General features: G+C 66.4%; 12 protein-coding genes. 2 read left to right on the forward strand and 10 right to left on the reverse strand.

What is annotated here, in order from left to right; translation table 11 throughout:
* Positions 1-84 precede the first annotated feature (84 nt).
* Entirely contained in the window at positions 85-3,513 is a 3,429-nt protein-coding gene (locus tag J2T07_RS05635; protein WP_306848060.1) for an ankyrin repeat domain-containing protein, read from the forward strand.
* Here J2T07_RS05635 and J2T07_RS05640 read toward each other — a convergent pair whose 3' ends face one another.
* The 8 genes from J2T07_RS05640 to J2T07_RS05675 form a co-directional block, all read right to left on the reverse strand.
* Entirely contained in the window at positions 3,514-5,322 is a 1,809-nt protein-coding gene (locus tag J2T07_RS05640) for a monovalent cation:proton antiporter-2 (CPA2) family protein (RefSeq protein ID WP_306848062.1), read from the reverse strand. It lies immediately after the preceding gene.
* Positions 5,323-5,398: 76 nt separating this feature from the next.
* A complete protein-coding gene (hemB, locus tag J2T07_RS05645; protein WP_306848064.1) occupies positions 5,399-6,388 on the reverse strand; it encodes a porphobilinogen synthase in 990 nt (329 codons plus the stop codon).
* Between the two features lie 92 nt (positions 6,389-6,480).
* Positions 6,481-7,248, reverse strand: a complete 768-nt coding sequence (locus tag J2T07_RS05650) for a heme ABC transporter ATP-binding protein (RefSeq protein WP_306848066.1) — start codon at positions 7,246-7,248, stop codon at positions 6,481-6,483.
* Positions 7,245-8,282 (reverse strand): FecCD family ABC transporter permease, encoded by a 1,038-nt coding sequence (locus tag J2T07_RS05655; RefSeq protein WP_306848068.1) that lies wholly within the window; start codon positions 8,280-8,282, stop codon positions 7,245-7,247. The genes J2T07_RS05650 and J2T07_RS05655 overlap by 4 nt, the downstream gene beginning before the upstream one ends.
* The gene (locus J2T07_RS05660) at positions 8,279-9,139 is read right to left on the reverse strand and encodes a heme/hemin ABC transporter substrate-binding protein (protein ID WP_306848070.1); all 861 of its coding nucleotides are present in this window, start codon (positions 9,137-9,139) and stop codon (positions 8,279-8,281) included. The genes J2T07_RS05655 and J2T07_RS05660 overlap by 4 nt, the downstream gene beginning before the upstream one ends.
* Positions 9,136-10,209: a hemin-degrading factor gene (locus J2T07_RS05665; RefSeq protein ID WP_306848072.1), complete on the reverse strand. Its 1,074-nt coding sequence runs from the start codon at positions 10,207-10,209 to the stop codon at positions 9,136-9,138. Before J2T07_RS05665 ends, J2T07_RS05660 begins: the two co-directional genes overlap by 4 nt.
* Positions 10,210-10,219: 10 nt before the next feature.
* On the reverse strand, positions 10,220-12,526 hold the full coding sequence (locus J2T07_RS05670) for a TonB-dependent hemoglobin/transferrin/lactoferrin family receptor (RefSeq protein WP_306848074.1): 2,307 nt from the start codon (positions 12,524-12,526) through the stop codon (positions 10,220-10,222).
* Between the two features lie 137 nt (positions 12,527-12,663).
* Positions 12,664-13,758 carry an ABC transporter ATP-binding protein gene (locus J2T07_RS05675; protein ID WP_306848076.1) on the reverse strand — a complete coding sequence of 365 codons (1,095 nt, stop codon included), beginning with the start codon at positions 13,756-13,758 and terminating at the stop codon, positions 12,664-12,666.
* 224 nt (positions 13,759-13,982) lie between these two features.
* Here J2T07_RS05675 and glk point away from each other — a divergent pair, with 224 nt between their 5' ends.
* The gene (gene glk / locus J2T07_RS05680) at positions 13,983-15,023 is read left to right on the forward strand and encodes a glucokinase (RefSeq protein ID WP_306848078.1); all 1,041 of its coding nucleotides are present in this window, start codon (positions 13,983-13,985) and stop codon (positions 15,021-15,023) included.
* A 60-nt stretch (positions 15,024-15,083) separates the two neighbouring features.
* Here the strand turns inward: glk and J2T07_RS05685 are convergent, their stop codons facing one another.
* Positions 15,084-16,208 carry a hypothetical protein gene (locus J2T07_RS05685; RefSeq protein WP_306848079.1) on the reverse strand — a complete coding sequence of 375 codons (1,125 nt, stop codon included), beginning with the start codon at positions 16,206-16,208 and terminating at the stop codon, positions 15,084-15,086.
* 172 nt (positions 16,209-16,380) lie between these two features.
* Complete coding sequence (locus J2T07_RS05690) at positions 16,381-19,389, reverse strand: DEAD/DEAH box helicase (RefSeq protein ID WP_306848081.1); 3,009 nt, start codon at positions 19,387-19,389, stop codon at positions 16,381-16,383.
* Positions 19,390-19,439: the final 50 nt, after the last annotated feature.

Genomic DNA, 19,439 nt, shown 5'->3' on the forward strand with positions numbered 1-19,439 from the left:
CGAATCCGCACATGGACGAGACGTGCAGCACGGGTTAACGCCGCGTTACCGCGTGGGCGGTTTCCGCTCCGTATACTCCTGCGCATGGCCAATCCCAAACGTCGTCGACCGCCGCTGATCAAGGCGCTGCCCTGGTTCCTTCCCGCCCTGATGGCCGTCGCCTGCGCGGGACTCACGGCGTCGCCGCTCGCGCTGATCCCCTTGCTGCTGGCGAACGCGCTGGCGATGAGCGCGGTATGCCACGCCATCGGTTTCGATCCCGAGCCGAGCTACTTGCGCACGGTTCTACGCCGCGGCTCCGCCTACGTCGTTATGTTCACGGCCTACACATTCGTCGTGTTCATCCTGGTGGCGTGGCCGCTACTGAAGCTGACGCAGGCACCCAGCCTCGGCGCGGCATTGCTTCTCGCGGCGACACTGGTCGTCGCCTTGACGGCGCTGTGGCGGGTCTGGCCCGCCTTTGGCCTCGTTTTCCTGTGGGACGACGCCTACCCCGCCCAAGGCGGCGACGGCTCGTGGATCTTCACCGCCATGGCCCGGTCGCTCAGCTTCGGCCGCCATCTCTCGGCGGAGGACCGGTTCTTCTCGCACTTCCTTCCGGCCGCCCTGGGCTTGCTCGTGCTGGCCTTCAGCGCCGTGGCGTTGTCGGGCCTCTATGGCGTGCTGCCAGCGGAGATGCGCCTCGCCGCGCTCGGCATCTACGCCGTCGTGCTCCTGCCACTGGGCTGCATGGTGATCGCCAACCGTACCTTGCGCGCCTTGCTCTGCGACCGTCGAGGACATATCCGCACCGCACGCACGGAGCCGCGGCCCGGTGCGGACACGCCAACCATTGCAGCCCCGCCGGCGCCCATCCCCGTGCTCAGCACCGAGGAAAGCCAGCCCGGTGTACGCGAAAGCGCCCTGCTGGCGGCGACCCGCGAAGGTGACATCGCACGCGCCGTGGCCCTGGTGGAAGCTGGCGCCGATCCGAACACCGCCGCGGAACCGGGCGACCGCGACCAGCGGCCCGTGCTTACCCTGGCCGCGCTCTCGCCCGATATCCGCCTGCTTCGTGCGCTCATCGCGAAAGGGGCCCAGGTCGATCGTGTCCACAACGGCATGACCGCGCTGCTGGCGGCCAGCCGTGACAGCTGGCACGGCCGCCCGGAAGCGGTGCTCACGCTATTGACCAATGGCGCCAACGCGGCCGGCACGGACGCGGAAGGCAACACGCCGTTGCACGGGGCCGTGCTCAGCGCGGAGCCGACGGTCGCCGCGATGCTGCTCGACGCGGGGGCTCCCGTGGATGCGGTGAACGCCGCCGGCGACACGCCGCTCGCGATCGCCTGCCGCGCCGCGAACTGGGCGCTGGTGCGCTTCCTGCTCGAGCACGGCGCGAAGCCGGCACCCGTGGGCGGCGAGCCCGCGCTCGTGGCGGCAGCCGGTATCGCCGACGACGACAGCGAAGGTGTCCGAGTGTTGCTCCGGCACAAGGCGCCGGTGAATGCGACGAACGCGCACGGCCGCACGGCGTTGATCGCCGCGGCCGCCGAAGGACACGAGCAGATCGCGCGCGCGTTGCTTCAAGCCAACGCCAACCCGAACCTCGCCGACCGCCATGGCACGACGGCACTGATGGAAGCCGCTCGCGCGGGTGCGCACGGCATCGTGCAACTGCTCGCCGACGCTGATGCCGACGCCGCGCCACGCGATGGGCACGGGCGCGACGCGCTTACCCTCGCCTGCCAGTCGCCTCGCGCGCAGGCGGCCACCGTGCGCGCCTTGCTCGCGCTCGGCGCGCAGCCGAAGGAAGCCGGCGCGGACGGCCGCAGCGCACTGGACCACGCGGCTGCCACCGGGCGTTGGGATTTCGTCGCCTTGCTCGACCCGGAAACCCCGTTGCCGACATCGCTCAGCGAATCGGTCGTGCCGGAAGCCGGCGCGGATTCGCCGCTGCATTTGTACGACGCGCTGCGTTTCGGCCACTGGGCGGTCGCCTCGACCTTCGCGACCAAGGTGCGCGAATGGCCGGCGCACGAGCTGGCTGCGCTCTACGTCGATCTCGCCGGCGCCGGTTTCGACGCCGCACGAGCCTGGCTGCTCGACCATGGCTTGGCTGCCGAGGCACGGCTTGCCACGCCCGCCGATGAGGAAGGTACGCTGGGTCGCCGCTTGTTCGACGCCTTGCTGCCCCAGCTGCCCCATTCCGCCGACGCACTGCTTCAGCTCATGCGCGCCGGCGCGTCACCGGCCGGCGCGGGATTGCTAGGGCAGGCGGTGTGCCGCCTGGAAGGCGCCGACGAGCGACTGACCCTGACCATGCTCGAAGCCGGTGCGGACCCGTTCGGCCCCGATGCTCGCGGTCGTACGCCCGTGCACATGGCGGCGGCCACCGGCCGTGTCGCCCTGCTCGGCGCATTGCTCGCGCGTGGTCTGGATCCGAATGCACGTGACGCCGGCGGCCGCACGCCGCTGCACGCCGCGCTGGAACAGGGCGGCGACAGCTTGCCGCTGGTCCGCCTCCTGGTCGCCCATGGTGCCGACCCCGAAGCCGCCGACGTCAACGGCGAGACACCGTATGGACTGGGCATCGGCCACGGTGAGGTCGAACGCTGGTTGAGCTGGCCATCGTGGCAGCTTCCGCGCCGGACGCTACGCGCGGACGACCTTCCCGCCGCCGCAGCAGCCGGCGATACACAGGCGGTCGATCGCCTGCTGGAACTCGGCTTTCCCGTCGACACGCGCGACAGCCACGGCGCGAGCGCGTTGCTACGCGCGGCGGGTGCGGGCCAGCGCGATGTCGTGGAACACCTGCTTGCGGCAGGAGCCGATCCGACCGCCGCCGCGTCATCCGGCGTGACGCCCCTCGCTGCCGCGGTGAATGCACGGCGTGAGGCGGTGGTGGAATTATTGCTCGCGCGCGGCATCGCCGCCGACCAGCGCCTGCCGGGCAACGCCACCGCACTGATGATCGCGGCGACGCTCGGTTATCCCGAGATCGCCGACATGCTGCTAGCCGCCGGGGCCGACGCCTCCGCGGAGGACGCCCACGGCCATACGGCCCTGCATGCCGCCGCCCAGTATTGCTTCGGCGGCAGCGACAGCCTGCGGGCCCGCCGCCTGCTGGATACCGTGATCGGCAAGGGTGCCGACGTGAACAAGGCCGACAAGGACGGCGTCACGCCGCTGCTCATGCTGCTCGGTGCGCATATGCGTCCCGGCGTCGGCGCCGATGCGACGCACCTGGGTGCGCTCGTACCGGTCCTGCTCGACGCGGGCGCCAAGATCGAACACGCCGATCACCGGGGCGTCAGCGCGCTCCATGCCTGCGCCATGCATGCCCTGCTCCCGCCCGCGCGCCTGTTGCTGCACCGAGGCGCCAGCCGCGATGCCACGGACGCCTTTGGCCGCACCGCGGCGGACGTGGCCCGTCATCTTGGCTATGTCGACATCGCACACGAGCTCGGCAGCCGTGCGGGGGCTATACCCAGCGTGCGACAGACGCTACGCCAGCCCGCGCAACCGGACTGATCACTTTTCCTCGTCGCGAACCCGCTCTTCCACGGCATCCGCCTCGAACAGCTGTTGCAGATCGTGCAGCGCTTCCTTCGTGGTCTGCACCAGCGCGGTCTCGTCGTCGTACACGAGGTACTGCGCGCGCAATACCTGGTCGTCGTGCTTGCGGAACCGGTCGATCCGGCTTTCGACGACATCCGGGGCCATATCCAGCGACTCGAGCACGTGACGCGTCATTTCCAGGCTCGAATAGAACGTCTCGCGCACGGGATCCTCGACACCGATGTCCATCAGCCGGAACGCATGCTGGCGGTTGCGCGCACGAGCCACGATCTTCAGGTGGGGATACTGCCGGCGCACGAGGCGCGCCGTGCGCAGGTTGGCCTCGGGATCGTCCGTGGCGATGACGAAGACCTCGGCCTTGTCGGCCTGGGCCGCGCGTAGCATTTCCGGCCGGCCGGGATCGCCAAAAAACAGCGAGGTGCCGCCGAAGCGGCGCGAGGTTTCCACCTGTTCCACCGAGCTTTCCAGCGCGACGAACTGGATGCCCTGCGCGCGCAAGACACGGGCGACGATCTGACCCATGCGGCCGAAGCCGGCGATGATCACGCGGGGGGTGTCCGCTTCGATGGCGTCGAACTCGCGGTCCGGCTTGCGCACACGATCGTGCACCAGGCGTGACGCGGCGAGTACGAGCAGCGGTGTCAGGGCCATCGACAGCGAGATCGCCATCACCATCAGGCCGCGCTGGTTGCCATCGATGAGGCGGTTCTGCTGGGCGAGATTGAGGATGACGAACGCGAATTCACCGCCACAGGCGAGCACCGCCGCCAACCGGACCGAATCCGCCGTGGTCAACGCGCCCACGAGCTTTCCCAGCGGCATGATCAGGATGGCCTTCACGGCCAGCAGCAAGGCCACCATGCCGAGCACCAGCAACGGTTTCGCCACCAGCATGCCGAGATCGACCGACATGCCCACGCTGACGAAGAAGAGGCCCAGCAGCAGCCCCTTGAATGGCTCGATGTTCGATTCGAGTTCGTGCCGGTATTCCGAGTCGGCCAGCAGCAAACCGGCGAGGAAGGCCCCCAGCGTGGTCGATATGCCGGCCAGTTCCATCAGCCACGCCGTACCCATCACCACGAGCAAGGCGGTGGCCGTGAATACCTCGGTGCTCTTCGCCCTGGCGACGAAGCGGAACACGTGACGCAACAACAAGCGGCCACCGATGATCACCGCGACGATCGTTCCGACGACGCGGATGACACTCATGATGTCCGGCGCATGCGCGTCGTGGGCGATCGTGCCTCCGAGCAAGGGCACGGCGGCGATCAGCGGAATGGCGGCCAGGTCCTGGAACAGCAGGATGGCGAAGGCCTGCCGGCCATAGACCGTTCCGGCTTCCTTGCGCTCGGCCAGGATCTGCAGACCGAACGCCGTGGAGGACAAGGCGAGGCTGCCGCCGACGATCACGGAGGCCTTCCAGGTCAGGCCGAACAGGAAATAGCCGATGGCACCGATCGCGAGGGCGCAGGTGAGCACTTGCAGGCTGCCGCTGCCGAACACGGCCCGCCGCATCACCCACAGGCGCGATGGCGAGAGTTCCAGGCCGATGACGAACAGCATCAGCACGACGCCGAAGTCGGAAATCGTGGAGACGCCTTCGGTATCGCTGACCAGGCCCAACACCGACGGGCCGATGACCACGCCCGCGAGCAGGTAGCCCAGTACCGCGCCGAGGCGGAAGCGCTTTGTCAGCGGAACGGCGATCACCGTCGCCAGCAGGAAGACGACCGCCGTCTCGAGAAAGTGATGCCCATCCATCCTGCGACTCCCGGAGTATCGCGTTGGATTATGTCACGGGGACATCGGCGGGTTTTGCATGAAATCCTTTTCTTGCTCAGGCCTTCAGCCAGCGCGCGACATCGATCGCGAAGTACGTGAGGATGGCATCCGCACCGGCGCGCTTCATCGCCAGCAGCGACTCCATGACCACGGCTTTCTCGTCCAGCCAGCCGTTCTGCGCGGCCGCCTTGATCATCGCGTACTCGCCACTGACCTGATAGACGAAGGTCGGCGCGCCGAAGGTGTCCTTCACCCGGCGAACGATGTCCAGATAAGGCAGGCCTGGCTTCACCATGACGGCATCGGCGCCTTCGGCGAGGTCGAGCTCCACTTCACGCAAGGCTTCGTCGCTGTTGCCGACGTCCATCTGGTAGGTGTGCTTGTCGCCCTTGCCGAGGTTGGCCGCGGAGCCCACGGCATCGCGGAACGGGCCGTAGAAGCTGGACGCGTACTTCGCCGAATAGGCGAGGATGCGCGTATGGATGTACCCGGCGTCTTCCAGCGCTTCGCGGATGGCGCCGATACGGCCGTCCATCATGTCGGAGGGCGCGACGAAATCCATGCCTGCTTCGGCCTGGGCCAGCGACATCTTGATGAGCGCCTCGACCGTCGGCTCGTTCATCACATAGCCATTCCCGTCGATCAGGCCATCCTGACCGTGCGTGGTGTAGGGATCGAGCGCGACATCGCCGATCAGGCCCAGCTCGGGGAAGCGCTTCTTCAACTCACGCGTCGCACGCTGGAACAGTCCCTCCGGATTCCATGCCTCGCGCGCGTCTTCCGTCTTCACCGACCCGTCCACGGAGGGAAACAGGGCAAGCGCGGGAATGCCAAGGGCGACGCATTCCGCGGCGAGCTTCACCAGTTCATCGATCGAAAGGCGATCCACGCCGGGCATCGACGGCACGGGCTGGCGGATGCCTTCGCCGTCGACGACGAAGGCGACCATGATCAGGTCGGACACGGTGAGCACGTTCTCGCGCATCAGGGCACGTGAGAAAGCGTCGCGGCGCATGCGCCGCATGCGGACAGCGGGGAAGGTCATGGGAGGTGCCCATACGTTGGCGATCCGCTCATTTTACTCCCTGACGCCCCGCCACCGGGGGGCAAAGCGTCGCAGGTTGGCGGGGACAAGGCTTATGCGGCGTCGATCCGCAGGCCGCCATGGCGCCGCAAAGGGATGCCATACACCTCGGAAAGCAGGTCGACATCGAGCGCATCCTCCGGCGTCCCCTGCCGCAGCACCCTCCCGTCCGCCAGCACGGCCACCTCGTCCGCATAGCGCGCCGCGAGGTTCAGGTCGTGCAATACGGCGACCACGCCAAAGCCTTCCGCGGCGAGATCCCGCGCGCGGCGCAGGATGAAATGCTGGTGGGCCATGTCCAGACCGGCCTCGGGCTCATCGAGCAGCAGCCACGCGCCGTCATTCGCGGCACCCCATACCTGGGCGAGCACACGCGCCAGTTGCACGCGCTGCTGCTCCCCACCCGAGAGGCCGGTGTAGCGCCGGCCGCGGAGGTTCGCCACATGCGCCGCGCGCAAGGCGGCGTCGACGATGTGGGCGTCGCGCACGGCATCGGGCGAATGCGGGCTTCGGCCGAGCGCCACGACCTCCTCCACCGTAAAACCGAACTCCAGAACGACCCGCTGGGAGAGCATGGCACGGCGACGCGCGAGCTCGCGTGGCAGCCAGGTGGACACAGGGCGCCCGTCGAGCGTCACCCGGCCGGCGTCGGGAACGATCCGCCCCGACAATGCGGCCAGCAGGGTGCTCTTGCCGGCACCATTGGGGCCAACCAGCATGAGCAGGCGGCCTGGACAGGCGGTCAGCGACACATCGCGAAGAACCGGTTTGCCGCCGCGTGCGACACCGATGGCGCAGGCGGCCAGACAACCGCGGCTCATGGGAGGCCCTCGCCCACCCTATGGCTCAGCAGCAACCACAGGAAGAACGGCCCGCCCACCAGGGCCGTGAGTACACCGATGGGAAGCTCGCCCGGTGCCACGACCGTGCGTGCCAGCGCATCCGCCGCCACCAGCAGGATCGCGCCGCCCAGCGCGGAAGCCGGCAACAGGAAACGGTGATCCGGACCGAAACCCATGCGCAGGACGTGTGGCACCAGCAGGCCGACGAAACCGATCACGCCGGTGAACGCGACCGCGGCCCCCACGCCCAAGGCAACCAGGCCCACCAGCGACAGCTGCAGGCGCTCGGGGCGAAAACCCAGCAAAGCGGCTTCACCCTCGCCCAACAGGAGGGCATTGAGCGCCCGCGCGGCCCGCGGAAGGCACAGCAAGGGCAACACGACCCACGGCGCCACCGTGGCAAGCCTCGTCCATGTGGCGCCACCGAGGCTGCCCAGCGACCAGAACGTCAGGTCGCGCAACTGGTTCTCGTTGGCCAGGTAGGTCAGCAAGCCCACGCCGGCCATCGCAATCGCATTGACGGCGACGCCGGCCAGGAGCAGGTTCGCGACCCCCGGCCGCCGGCGACCGAGCAGGTACACCAGCGATGTCGCCGCCAGGCCACCGGCAAAGGCGCATCCCGCGACCAGCGGCGAGCCCGACTGGCCGCCCAGGACAATCGCCCCCACCGCGCCCAGCGCGGCTCCCGCGGAGACACCGATCAGGCCCGGATCGGCCAATGGATTGCGGAACAGACCCTGCATCGTCGCCCCGCCACTGGACAGGGCCGCGCCGACCAACACGCCGAGCAACACGCGTGGCAGCCTCAACATGAGCACGACGTTGTCGTCGCCCTCGGCCGCGACGCCCGCCATCCCTCGCGCCAGCGCTCCACCGACGTCGCCCGCCGGAATCGCGATGGCGCCACGAGCGAGGCTCCATACCGCCACCGTGAAAAGCAGGCAACACAGCGTGATCATCGCAACAGCACGGCGCGTGCGGATACGCGGCAACACGAGACTCGCGGCGTTCATGGCGCCGGCGAAGCCCAGCGCGCCTGCAAGTCCAGCGCGGCGTCCGGTGTACGAGGCCCGAAGCCGAGCAGGGCTTGTCCTTCGACGAAATAGATGCGTCTGGCCCGTCCCGCCGGAGTGTCCGCCACCCCGGGTAGCGCGAGCACCCCGGCGATGCCACCTACCGCATCCTCGCGCTCCCTCATCAGGACGATGGCGTCGGGCTTCATCGCGACCAGCGCTTCCGGCGAAACCGCCTTGTAGCCCTCGATGCCGTCCGCCACGTTCGTGCCGCCTGCCAGCGCGATCGCTCTATCGGCCGCGGTCCCTCGTCCCGCCGCCATCGGGCTGCCCTGCCCCGTCGACATCAGGAAGACCGCGCGCGGATGCGCAGGCATCGCCGCCACGGCGCGAGCGAGCGTGGCGAAGCCCGCGTCCACCCGGGCGGCGAGCGCGGAGGCTTCCCTCTCGTGCGCCGTGAGCTGTCCAATGCGGCGGATCTTTTCGCCGATGTCGCGTGCCGTCCGAGCCATGGGTAAAACCTCGATACGCACGCCGGCGTCGCGAAGTTGCGACATCACCGATGCCGGCCCCGCGTCGTGGGTCGCCAGCACGAGGCCCGGCCGCAGCGCCAGTACACCTTCCGCGCTCAATTGGCGAACGTAGCCTACGTTAGGCAGCCTGGTAGCCGCCGCGGGCCATGTGCTGGTCGAGTCCACCCCGGCAAGCTGGTCCTGTGCGTGGATCGCGTAGATCGTCTCGGTGACGTCGCCACCGAGCGAAACGATGCGCGACGCGGCCATGACGCCTGACGACACCGACAGCGCCGACACCAACGCCAACACGTGCCCCAGGCCCCACAGGTTTCGCGCCCTCATGCGCGCGCCCCGGCCTTCGCCAGCAACGCCCGCCAGTCGTCGCGCTCGGACAGGCCCGGCTTGCGCTTGCCGAACACCTGCACGATCTGCGTCCCATCGGCCGCGTACACTTCCAACGACGTGACGAAGCCCTCGGGTACCGGCTTGCGTACGATCCACGTTTCCGCGATCGCGTCGCTGCGAAGATGCAGGTTGAAGCCGTCGTCCAGCACGTTGAGCCACGGCCCCGCCATCTTCACGCTGTGCACCGGCCCGGTGTGGATCTGGACCACTCCGGGGGAACCGACGAAGATCATCAGCGGTTCTCCACCCATGGCGGCGGCTTCCAATAGACGGCGTACCGCGGCCTCGTCGGTCCGGGTGGCGAACGTATCGCCGACCAGGCGCAAGGCCTGCGTCCGCGTCACCTCGTGCTTCTTCAACATGGCGAAGAAATCGTGCGGATCACGCAACGCGCGCCAGTGATCGCGTAGCGAATCCACGTCCACCGCGCGATCGGGCAACATGGTGGGCAACGGATCATCCACCGCCACGCAATCGATCAACGGTGACTGCACGGCGGCGGTGTGACGATGGACGAGCGACCGCCATGCGGGCCGGTCGCTCTGCTCCGTCAGGTACACCTTGTGCACCGCCTGCCCATCACCGTCGAAGAACTGCAGGCTTTCCCGTTCGCGCCCATGCGACGAATCGCGAACGGCGAATCCATATCGCCAATGCCGGAGGAACAGCCGAAGATCGATGTCTTCGTCGAGCACGATACCCATCGTGCCACCGATGTCGATATGGTCGTAACGCCCTTTCTTTTCGTGCACGCAATACTCGTTGCGAGTCAACGCCATGACCCGCCCGAGTGCGGGTAATTCACGGATCAGCCGTGGCCAGTCGCCTTCCAGGCGCGTGACGCCTTCGCCGACGCGGCCGGCGATGAGCTCGCCTTCGCTCACACCGAGCCGGCGTGCGGCATCGCGTGCGCGTAACCCCGGTTCTGCCTGGCGCAGGCGGTGCCAGTCGACAATCAGCGTGGGTATGTCCGGGTGTGGGGACGCGGCGGTCTCGATATCTTGCATGGGCGTATCCTCAGAAGGTGTAGCGGGCGGATGCCGCGACGGCGCGGCCGGGCATGGTCAGCCGATCGATCTGCGCATTGCGCACCTGCGCATCGTCCACGCCGCCGCCATCGGTACTGCCCACGTTGGCCAGCACCCCGCCATGCAGCGAGCCCCAGTCCCAGTACTTGCGATCGGTGAGGTTGGTGAATCCGGCGCTGAACTCCAGGGCCTTGGTCGGCTTCCAGTGCGCATACAGGTCCAGCGTGGCGTAGCCCGGTGCCTGGAAAGCGGTGGAGCTGTCGAGGCGCGACTTGCGCCGCACGCCCTTGCCGATGAGTTCGACGCCCCAGCTTCTGGCATCGTACGAGATGCCAAGCACCGCGGTTAGCGGATCCACGCTGTTGAGTGGCGACCACCCCGAGGCACCGTAGACTTGCTTGTCGCCCTTGGCCGCGGCCAGGTTGCCTTCGATGCGCCAGCCTTGCAGCGCATCGCTCAAGGCACCCAGGGTCAGCCCGGCGGAGGCCTCGACGCCCTTGATCGTCGCCTTGGGGAAGTTCACCGCCTGCATCACGATGAGCAGATTCTGGTTGAGCGCCCATTGCGGCCACTGGCCACGATCGAGGGTATAGCCACCGAAGATGAAATCGCGGTACCGGTTGTAGTAGGCGCTGGCGCTGAAGTATCCAAGCTCCCCGTTGCCGCGCACGCCGATCTCGACGCCCTTGCTCGTTTCCGGCTTGAGCGATGGATTGGGCACGATGCCGTACAGCCGCGGCGTCCCCCACGCCACCGCCAGTTCGTTGTACAGCGGCGGGCGAAATCCCTGTGCGTACTGCGCGTAGACCTCGACGGCATCGTTCATCGCATAGGTCACGCCGAACTTCGGCGAGAACCGGCTACCACGCACCTCGCCCAGGCCGCTCTGCACGAACGAGCCGTCGAAATACGGGTCGTCGCGATCCGGTTTGAACGCGTAGCGATCCCAACGCACGCCGGGAACGATACGCAAGCGGCCATCGAGCAAGACGATCTCGTCCTGGGCGAAGACAGCGTAGCGGTCGGTGTCGTTGCGCGGGAAGAAACGCAGCGGATAGCTCTCGGGCATGTACGGCGCGCTACTGGAGACGATGCCCGTGCGCACGTCGCGACCTTCGCCACCGAGCTGGCCTGTCGGCGTGGTACGCGACGCTTCGACGCCGTAGGCGATGCGCTGCTGGACGCTGTCGTCCACCGTCTTGTACAGGGTCAGTTTGCCGCCGAAGAGGCGCTCGTCCAGATCGCTCAGGTAGAGGCGGTCATAGGTGGCGCCTCGCGACGGGACATTGGCCAGCGTGCGCGTGCTCGATTCGGTCTCGGACTTCTGCCACCAGGCATCCCATTCCAGGCGGTCGGCGATTCCCAGGTCGATGTTCGCGTAGCGCTGTCCGACCGACAGGCGCGTCCGCGTGGCGCGGTCTTGCGCGATGTCACTCGACAGCCGCGTGGTACCGGCCTGGCCGAGTGCACTCAGGACGTTGGTATCCACGTCGTTGCGGTACAGGTCGGCGGTCACTCGATCTTCCCGCCCCGATGACGCGACATGAACGTACTTCGCCAATACGCTGGTCGTGTCCTGGGTAAGCGGATCGGGACGTGTGCGCAGGTAATCGGCGCTATCGACGTCTCCCTTGTTGTCCGGTGCGTGGGCTTCGCGGTGATTGGCCACGAATACGATGCCGTTCGTGGGCGTGCCGCCCGCGAGGGTCAGGGAGGTACCGAGTGAGCGATCGGCGCTGCCATAGCGCTCCTTCACCGACACGTAGACATCCCTGCCGTTGCGCAGGTAATCGGCGGGATCCTTGGTGACGTAGCGCACCGTGCCGCCCAATGCATCGGAAGGATCGAGCGCCGAGGCGGGGCCCCGGACGATCTCCACGCTTTTCAGCGTGTCCGGGTCCACGAAGCTGCGACCGGCGCGCATGCCCGTCGTGGAGAAACCGAATGAACTCGAGGCGGCCACGCCGTCGGTGAGGATGGCGACGCGATTCCCGTCGAGGCCACGGATGTTGAAGCTATCCAGCCCCCAACGTCCCGCGGTACCCACGGCCGATACGCCCGGCTCGTACTTCACCAGGTCGCGTATGTCGACGACGAGGTGACGGTCCATCTTTTGCCGGTCGATCACCGACACCGTCGCTGGCACGTCGAAACGAAATGCCGAGCCGATCGCCGTGACGGTGATGCGCGGCAGGTCGTCGACACCGTCGCGCGCGGGAGCGTCCGCGGCATGAACGCCGGCGGCGCAAAGGAGTACCGCGCCAATCGGCGCGGCGAGGGCATTCTTTCGCAGCACGTGATGTTTCCTTCGCAGATGTCGTGCCTGGCGGCACAAATCGGGAGCTTGCGAAGGAGGTCGTGTGCCTCCGGCTGGCGGCCGGTCAGCGCATCTTAATAAGAATGGTTCTTATTCACAATAGTCCGCGACGGCACTCACACGTCGATACGCGCCGTGCTCTCCGGATCAAAGAAGTGCAGCCGCTCGGCCTGGAATCCCAGGGCCACGTCGTTGCCCGGCTGAATCGCCGTGTGCGGCGGTACGCGTGCGACGAGTTCGTCATCGCCATGGCGCATGTTGAGGAACACCTCGTTGCCGACCGGCTCGACGACATCCACGTGCGCATGCAAGCGTTCCGCGATTCCCGGGTGATCCGCCACCGTCAACAGGTCTTCGGGCCGTACGCCCACGATCACCGGCTTGTCGAGGTGCGCGGCCAGCAGCGGCGAATCGGCGCCCAGCGCGAACGAGCCCTCCTTCATTTCCAGGCGCAGGCCATCGGCGCGACGCAGCGTGCCGTGGAAGAGATTCATGGCGGGACTGCCGAGAAAACCGGCCACGAACAGGTTCGCCGGCTTGTTGTAGAGGTTCATCGGCGTGTCGAGCTGTTGGATCACGCCGCCATTCAGCACGACGATGCGCTGGCCGAGCGTCATCGCCTCGATCTGGTCATGGGTGACGTAGACCATCGTCGCGCCGAGGCGCCGGTGGATACGCGCGATCTCGACGCGCGTAGACAGGCGCAGCTTGGCGTCGAGGTTCGACAGCGGCTCGTCGAGCAGGAACACAGCGGGATCGCGAACCAGCGCCCGGCCCAGCGCCACTCGCTGCCTCTGGCCTCCGGAGAGGGCCGCGGGACGATGTTCCAGGCGTTCGTCGAGCCCGAGCATGCTGGACGCGTCGGCCACGCGCCGGTCGATCTCCTCCTTCGGCGAACCCCTCAGGCGCAGGCCGAAGCCGAGGTTCTCGCGCACCGTCATATGCGGATACAGCGCATAGTTCTGGAAGACCATCGCGATATCGCGATCCTTCGGCGGGACGTCGTTCACCACGCGGTCGCCGATCGTCATGGTTCCTCCGGAGATCGATTCCAGGCCGGCGATCATCCGCAGCAGGGTCGTCTTGCCGCAGCCGGAGGGCCCGACGAGTACCAGCAGCTCGCCGTCGGCGATGTCGAAGCTCGCCTCCTTCAGGGCCACGTGCCCGTTCGGATATACCTTGCGCACCTTGTCGAGGCGAACCGCTGCCATCACTCACTCTCCCGTTGGGTTCCGGCCTGTCGGGCGATGCCTGACATGGATCCGGACAATGCGGTATTCTGCCGACGTAATCGTTTACATCAAAGTGTCGGTTTTCACCGTCGCGTGTCGGAATCCCCGGGCCTCGTGAAGAGCCGCAGGATATCCCCTCACTAGACGCCAGCCCCCGCGCGAGGCACCCTTGCGTGCTTCCGTGACACGACAGGTTTTACAACATGGCCAACGTTAGCGCCCCGGCGCCGACCCTGCTCGCCGACCTCGGCGGCACCAACGTGCGCTTCGGCATCGCGCATCCGGATGAAGATCAACCACTTATCCAGGAAAGCATCCGGCGTTACCACGTAAAGGACTACGCTTCCCTGGGCGATGCGGCCAAGCAGTACTTCAAGGAAACCGGCCATGAGGCGCAACGCGCCATCATCGCCGCCGCCGGCCGTATCGATAACGGCGAGACGGTGAAGGTCACCAACAATCCCTGGGCCATTTCAGCGAAAAACCTCACCAAGGAACTGGACCTGGAATGGGTCCACCTGGTGAACGATTTCGCCGCCCAGTCGATGGCGGTGATGCTGATGACCGACAAGGAAGACGCCAGCGGCCACCGCGACCTGGTCCAGGTAGGCAAGTCGGCCATCCCGAAGATCGGCAGCAAGGAAGAACAAACCTTCGTCGTCGTCGGACCGGGCACCGGCCTGGGTGTCGGCGGCCTGCTGATCCGTGGCGACAAGGTGAGCGTGCTGCAGACCGAAGGCGGCCACGCCGGCTTCGCCGCGCACAGCGCGGAGGACATCGAGATCCTGAAGGTACTCAACCTGCGCTATGGCCGCGTCTCCAACGAACGCCTGATCAGCGGCGCCGGCCTCGTGAACCTCTACACCGCCATCTGCGAGATCTCCGGCCAGAAGCCGGATGAAACCATCACGCCGGAAGAAATCACCCGCCGCGCCACGGACGAAAGCTGCGTGATGTGCGGTCGTGCCGTGGAGACCTTCGCGGGCATCTTCGGTAGCGTCGCCGGCGACCTCGTGCTCACGCTGGGCGCATGGGACGGTGTGTACCTCACCGGCGGCATGACTCCTATCCTCCTGCCGTGGATCCAGAAGGGCAACTTCCGCGAGCGCTTCGAGGCCAAGGGCCGTTTCCGCGACACCATGGAAACCGTACCCACCCAGGCGATCATGAACCCGGAACCGGGCCTCATCGGCGGCACCGCGCTGGCTATCGTCGAGGCTGGCGGCACGCCGCTGCGTCGTTGAGCGTGCTAGTTTCAGACGCCGGGCCCGATACATCGGGCCCGGCTTTTTTATGGACGTCTATCAGAGCATGGACCCGGCCCAAGGCGGGGGAAACGCATCTGGCTTGAACGTCACGCTCGACACGCATTTCGGATTCGCATAGGCGAAACCGAAACCGATCTCTCCCCATGGCCCGAATGCCGACCACGCGCCTTCGTCGTCAGGCATCGCGGTTGTCGGCGAGTCGGTCATGATGGCCGCAGGGTAGCGGGCCCGCACCATGTCCAGACTGATGCATTGTCCGACGATGTCCATCGTAGCCAGGACCACCCGCGACTTATCGGCGTACTTCAGCCGCAATTCGGACTTTATGATGTCTATGCCATCGACGAACGGTGCAGAACCCGAATGATAGCCGCCGGGGCTTCGATCGATGAATATAGAACGCTCACCGCCGGGCCATGCATTACGTAGATCGTCGACGGTCCCGCCCGCCTGGTTGGCAAGCGCGGCAACCCGTTCGAAGAATGAATCGGCATGGACCTGCTGCGTCGACACCGACGGCGCCATAACGTGCGAGTCGTACCAGTCGCCGTAGTAGTCCAGATAGTTCTTCCCCGACACTGACTCGACATTTTTCTCGCAGAACGCGTATCCGAAGTCTCCATAGACGACTGGCGGACGGGCCGCCATGGACTCGTACCATTGGGTGAAATAAGGCACATCCGCGGACACGACTCCGACATCTACGCCGGCGCATTGCTTTATTCCCTGCCGTGCGACGATGTTCCTTCCAAGAGCGAATCCTTCATCGATGCAACGGGTTCGGATATAGGCTTCGCGAGACGAGAGGTCTTCGCCGAAATAACTGGTCGCGTGACCAACTTCATGCGAGAGATGGGACGTGCTGTAGGGCTGCGATTGCCCATCGACGATGGTGATGGTCTTTCGAATTTTATCGGTCGCCGACGAGCTTCCATACGAAATAATCCAGCCTTCCCTTTTCACCTGTGCCAGTCGCCATTGAAGTGCATAGGCACTATGGGCCAGATCATCAACACTGGTTCCCAGCCCTGTTTCAACAAGCGCTGGCGGTACTGGAAATTCACTCGTGCAGGTTTCCCCGATTTTCACCTGGGCCCCAGCGGCGGAAGAAAGCCCCAGAAGAAGAACACCCAGGAAGGTATTCGCTTTACCGCGATTCATTCGCAAATCAGTCTCCATAACCAAGACAAACGGAAGCGTCGCGGTATTTCGCGCGACATGCATTTGCACGGCAGAAATCGACGCGTGCGCAGCTATCTTTTCAGCTGCGCAACCGTAATGTTTGAGAATCCAGCCCAGTTGACTGAAACGTGACCCAGTTCACGCTAATGAATCAGGCTGACGGCGCCAGCAGTGCGTCCAGGTCGTTTTCGTCGAAGCTGAGGCGTTCGCGACTGCCGCCGCCCTCGAGCACGGCATCGGCCAGTTCGGCCTTGCGCGCTTTCAATTCTTCGATGCGCTCTTCCACTGTACCGGCCGTGATCAACCGGTACACGAACACGGGCTTGTCCTGGCCGATGCGGTGCGCGCGATCGCTCGCCTGCGCCTCGGCCGCGGGATTCCACCACGGGTCGTAATGGATGACCGTGTCGGCGCTGGTCAGGTTGAGGCCGACACCGCCCGCCTTCAGCGAAAGCAGGAACAGGGGTACTTCACCGTTCTGGAAACGCTGCACGGGTTCGGCGCGGTCGCGCGTTTCGCCGGTGAGCGTGACGTAGCTGATCCGGCGGCGATCGAGTTCGCCGGCGATCAACTTGAGCATCTCGGTGAACTGACTGAATAGCAGCACGCGGCGGCCTTCCGCGAGCAGCGCCGGAAGCATGTCCATCAGGAGTTCGAACTTCGCCGAGTCGCGCACGCCGCGCGCGGCTTCCAGTTTCACCAATCGCGGATCGCAACATACCTGGCGCAACTTGAGCAGGGCATCGAGCACGACGATGCCGCTATGCGCGATGCCGCGTTGCGCGATCACCTCGCGCAGTTCTTCCGCCAGGGAGAGGCGCAGGCTCTCGTAGAGATCGCGCTGCTTCGGCTCCATCACCACGCGGCGCGTGATCTCTGTCTTCGCCGGCAATTCGGATGCGACTTGCGCCTTCGTCCGGCGCAGGATGAACGGCGCGATGCGGCGGTTGAGCCGCTCCTGGCATTCGATGTCCTGATGCTTCTCGATCGGCAGGCGATAGTGCCGACGGAAGGCGCCTTCGTCGCCCAACAGCCCCGGCACGGCAAGGTCGACCTGAGACCATAACTCACCCAGGTGGTTTTCCAGCGGCGTGCCGGTGAGGCACAGACAACGGGGCACCTTCAGTGTCAGCAGCGCGCGACGTGCCTGCGTGCGTGGATTCTTCACCTGCTGGGCCTCGTCGAGCACGACGAGCGAGAACGCCTGCTTCTTCAGCGTCTCGACGTCGCGTGGCAGCAGCGCATACGTGGTGAGGATCACGTCATGCTCGGCGATGCGCGTGAAGGTCTCGGCGCGTTGTGGACCATGCAGGGCCAGGAGCGTGAGTTCCGGCGCGAAACGCGCGACCTCGGATATCCAGTTGGGAACGAGGCTGGTCGGCACCACCACCAGGGCGGGCGAAGTGAGCCCACCGCTTTCCTTGAGCGCCAGCAGGTGGGTGATGAGTTGCAGGGTCTTGCCCAAGCCCATGTCGTCGGCGAGCACCCCCCCGGTACCGGCTTCGGCAAGCGCATTCATCCAGCGCAGGCCGTCGCGCTGGTAAGGCCGAAGCTCGGCGCGCAGGCTGGCTGGCACGACGTCGCTGGCGCGTTCGGCCGCTTCGCGCAGGCGCTTGGTGAAGCCACGCAGACGTTCGGGTGCCTCGAACGAGCCACCACTGGGTAGCGCTTGCGCCAGTTCTTCAAGACGACCCGCCTGCACGCGCGGCAAGTGCAGTTGCTGGCGAGGCTTCTCGAGATATTCGGCAAGCGGGGCAAGCAAGCCACGCAGTTCTTTCAGGCGAACCGGCACGCGACGACGCTCGTCCACCGGCGCATACCAGACCGAATCCTCGGCTTCACCCGGCGATGGACTCAGACTGAGCTGATGCTCGGCCAGGGCTTGCGCCACGGCAGGCAACAGGTTCACTCGCTTGCCTTCGATCTCGATGCCGATCTCGAGGTCGAAGGCACGGTCGGCGTCGTCCTCGTGCGCCTGGCCATACCAGCGCACGGGTCCTTCGAGCACTTCGAACGGGAAGCTCGGGGCGTACTCGAGGACGAAGCCGTCGGCCTCGAGCTTGGGCCGCAATGCCAGCCAGCGGGCGGGCGTATTCACTTCCAGCGCACCCGCGTAACCCTTGCCCGGGAAGAGCCAGGCGTCTTCCGGCAAGGTATCGGCCATGTCCCAGGGCAATCCCTCGGTATCCACCGCTGGATTGAGGCCGGCGTTCTCGAGGTTTTCCATGGAGGCCAGTTCCTCCGCACGACGACGGCTGATTTCCAGCAGGGTGCCGTTGCGCACGCGCCGGACCAGCGGTTCGCCACCTCGCCCCGGCAGGCGCTCGCCCGCATAGTCGAAGGCGAGCCGCCCGTAGGCCAGCGGCGGCGTACCGGCCGCCAGTCGCGCATGGCGCGTCAGGGCGTGCAAGACCAGCACGGGACGCGGCGAGACCTCCGCGCGTCGCATTTCGCCGAAGATCTGCGGCTCGGGCACGCGCGGGCCCATGCGCGTCGATTCCATCTCCGCTCTAAACGCCGCGGTGTGTTCCGGCGGCAAGGGCGGCAGGTCGAGCCATGAGGTTTCCGCGGGTTCACTCTCGAGCAGCCCCACCTCGGCATGCTCCGCATCGAGGAACCAGAGCGAGCCCACGCGGAACAGGCGTTGGCTGGAGGGAACATCGGGAAGCAGCTTCTGGCTACCGTCCTTTTCCAGGTTCCAGCGCCAGCGCAGCGCCTGGGGCTTGCCCCGTGACAGCTGCAATCCGGCCACGCCGCCAAAAAAGCAGGGCGCGGTGTCGAGCACCTCGGCCAGCAGCTGGTCGCCGAGCGCGCCGGTGAACCGGGCGTAGCTACGGCTCTTGCGCAAGGTTTGCGGCAAGCCCAGCAGGGTCGCGGCGAGGCGCTTCTCGTTCACTGTCAATGACGTGTCGGACAGATGGCGGCTGTCCAGCGGCAAGGGCCGCGAGTAACGGCCGTCCGCACTTACCGTGAGAAGGACGGGCGCGACATCCAGATGAGCCGCTGGCTCGTGGTCGTCGTTGACGCCTTCGAGGAAGAAGCCAAGCACCATGCGATCGGCGGGTGCATCGATGACGGCCTCGTCGAGTGCGCGCCGCCATGCCTGCGGAAGCGATCCCGCCGTGTCGTCCCGCCTGCGCTTGTCGTCCGGCTGATGCATCCGTAGCGTTCCCGCCCGCGCGACCAAAACAGGAAGCTTAGCAAAGGCGG

The organism is Luteibacter jiangsuensis, from assembly GCF_030812295.1.
GTDB lineage: Bacteria > Pseudomonadota > Gammaproteobacteria > Xanthomonadales > Rhodanobacteraceae > Luteibacter > Luteibacter jiangsuensis_A.

Excerpts from the sequence above, each read along its gene's own strand:
- J2T07_RS05635 (WP_306848060.1), top strand. The coding sequence starts at position 85 with ATGGCCAATCCCAAACGTCGTCGACCGCCGCTGATCAAGGCGCTGCCC.
- J2T07_RS05640 (WP_306848062.1), bottom strand. The coding sequence starts at position 5,322 with ATGGATGGGCATCACTTTCTCGAGACGGCGGTCGTCTTCCTGCTGGCG.
- hemB (WP_306848064.1), bottom strand. The coding sequence starts at position 6,388 with ATGACCTTCCCCGCTGTCCGCATGCGGCGCATGCGCCGCGACGCTTTC.
- J2T07_RS05650 (WP_306848066.1), bottom strand. The coding sequence starts at position 7,248 with ATGAGCCGCGGTTGTCTGGCCGCCTGCGCCATCGGTGTCGCACGCGGC.
- J2T07_RS05655 (WP_306848068.1), bottom strand. The coding sequence starts at position 8,282 with ATGAACGCCGCGAGTCTCGTGTTGCCGCGTATCCGCACGCGCCGTGCT.
- J2T07_RS05660 (WP_306848070.1), bottom strand. The coding sequence starts at position 9,139 with ATGAGGGCGCGAAACCTGTGGGGCCTGGGGCACGTGTTGGCGTTGGTG.
- J2T07_RS05665 (WP_306848072.1), bottom strand. The coding sequence starts at position 10,209 with ATGCAAGATATCGAGACCGCCGCGTCCCCACACCCGGACATACCCACG.
- J2T07_RS05675 (WP_306848076.1), bottom strand. The coding sequence starts at position 13,758 with ATGGCAGCGGTTCGCCTCGACAAGGTGCGCAAGGTATATCCGAACGGG.
- glk (WP_306848078.1), top strand. The coding sequence starts at position 13,983 with ATGGCCAACGTTAGCGCCCCGGCGCCGACCCTGCTCGCCGACCTCGGC.
- J2T07_RS05685 (WP_306848079.1), bottom strand. The coding sequence starts at position 16,208 with ATGAATCGCGGTAAAGCGAATACCTTCCTGGGTGTTCTTCTTCTGGGG.
- J2T07_RS05690 (WP_306848081.1), bottom strand. The coding sequence starts at position 19,389 with ATGCATCAGCCGGACGACAAGCGCAGGCGGGACGACACGGCGGGATCG.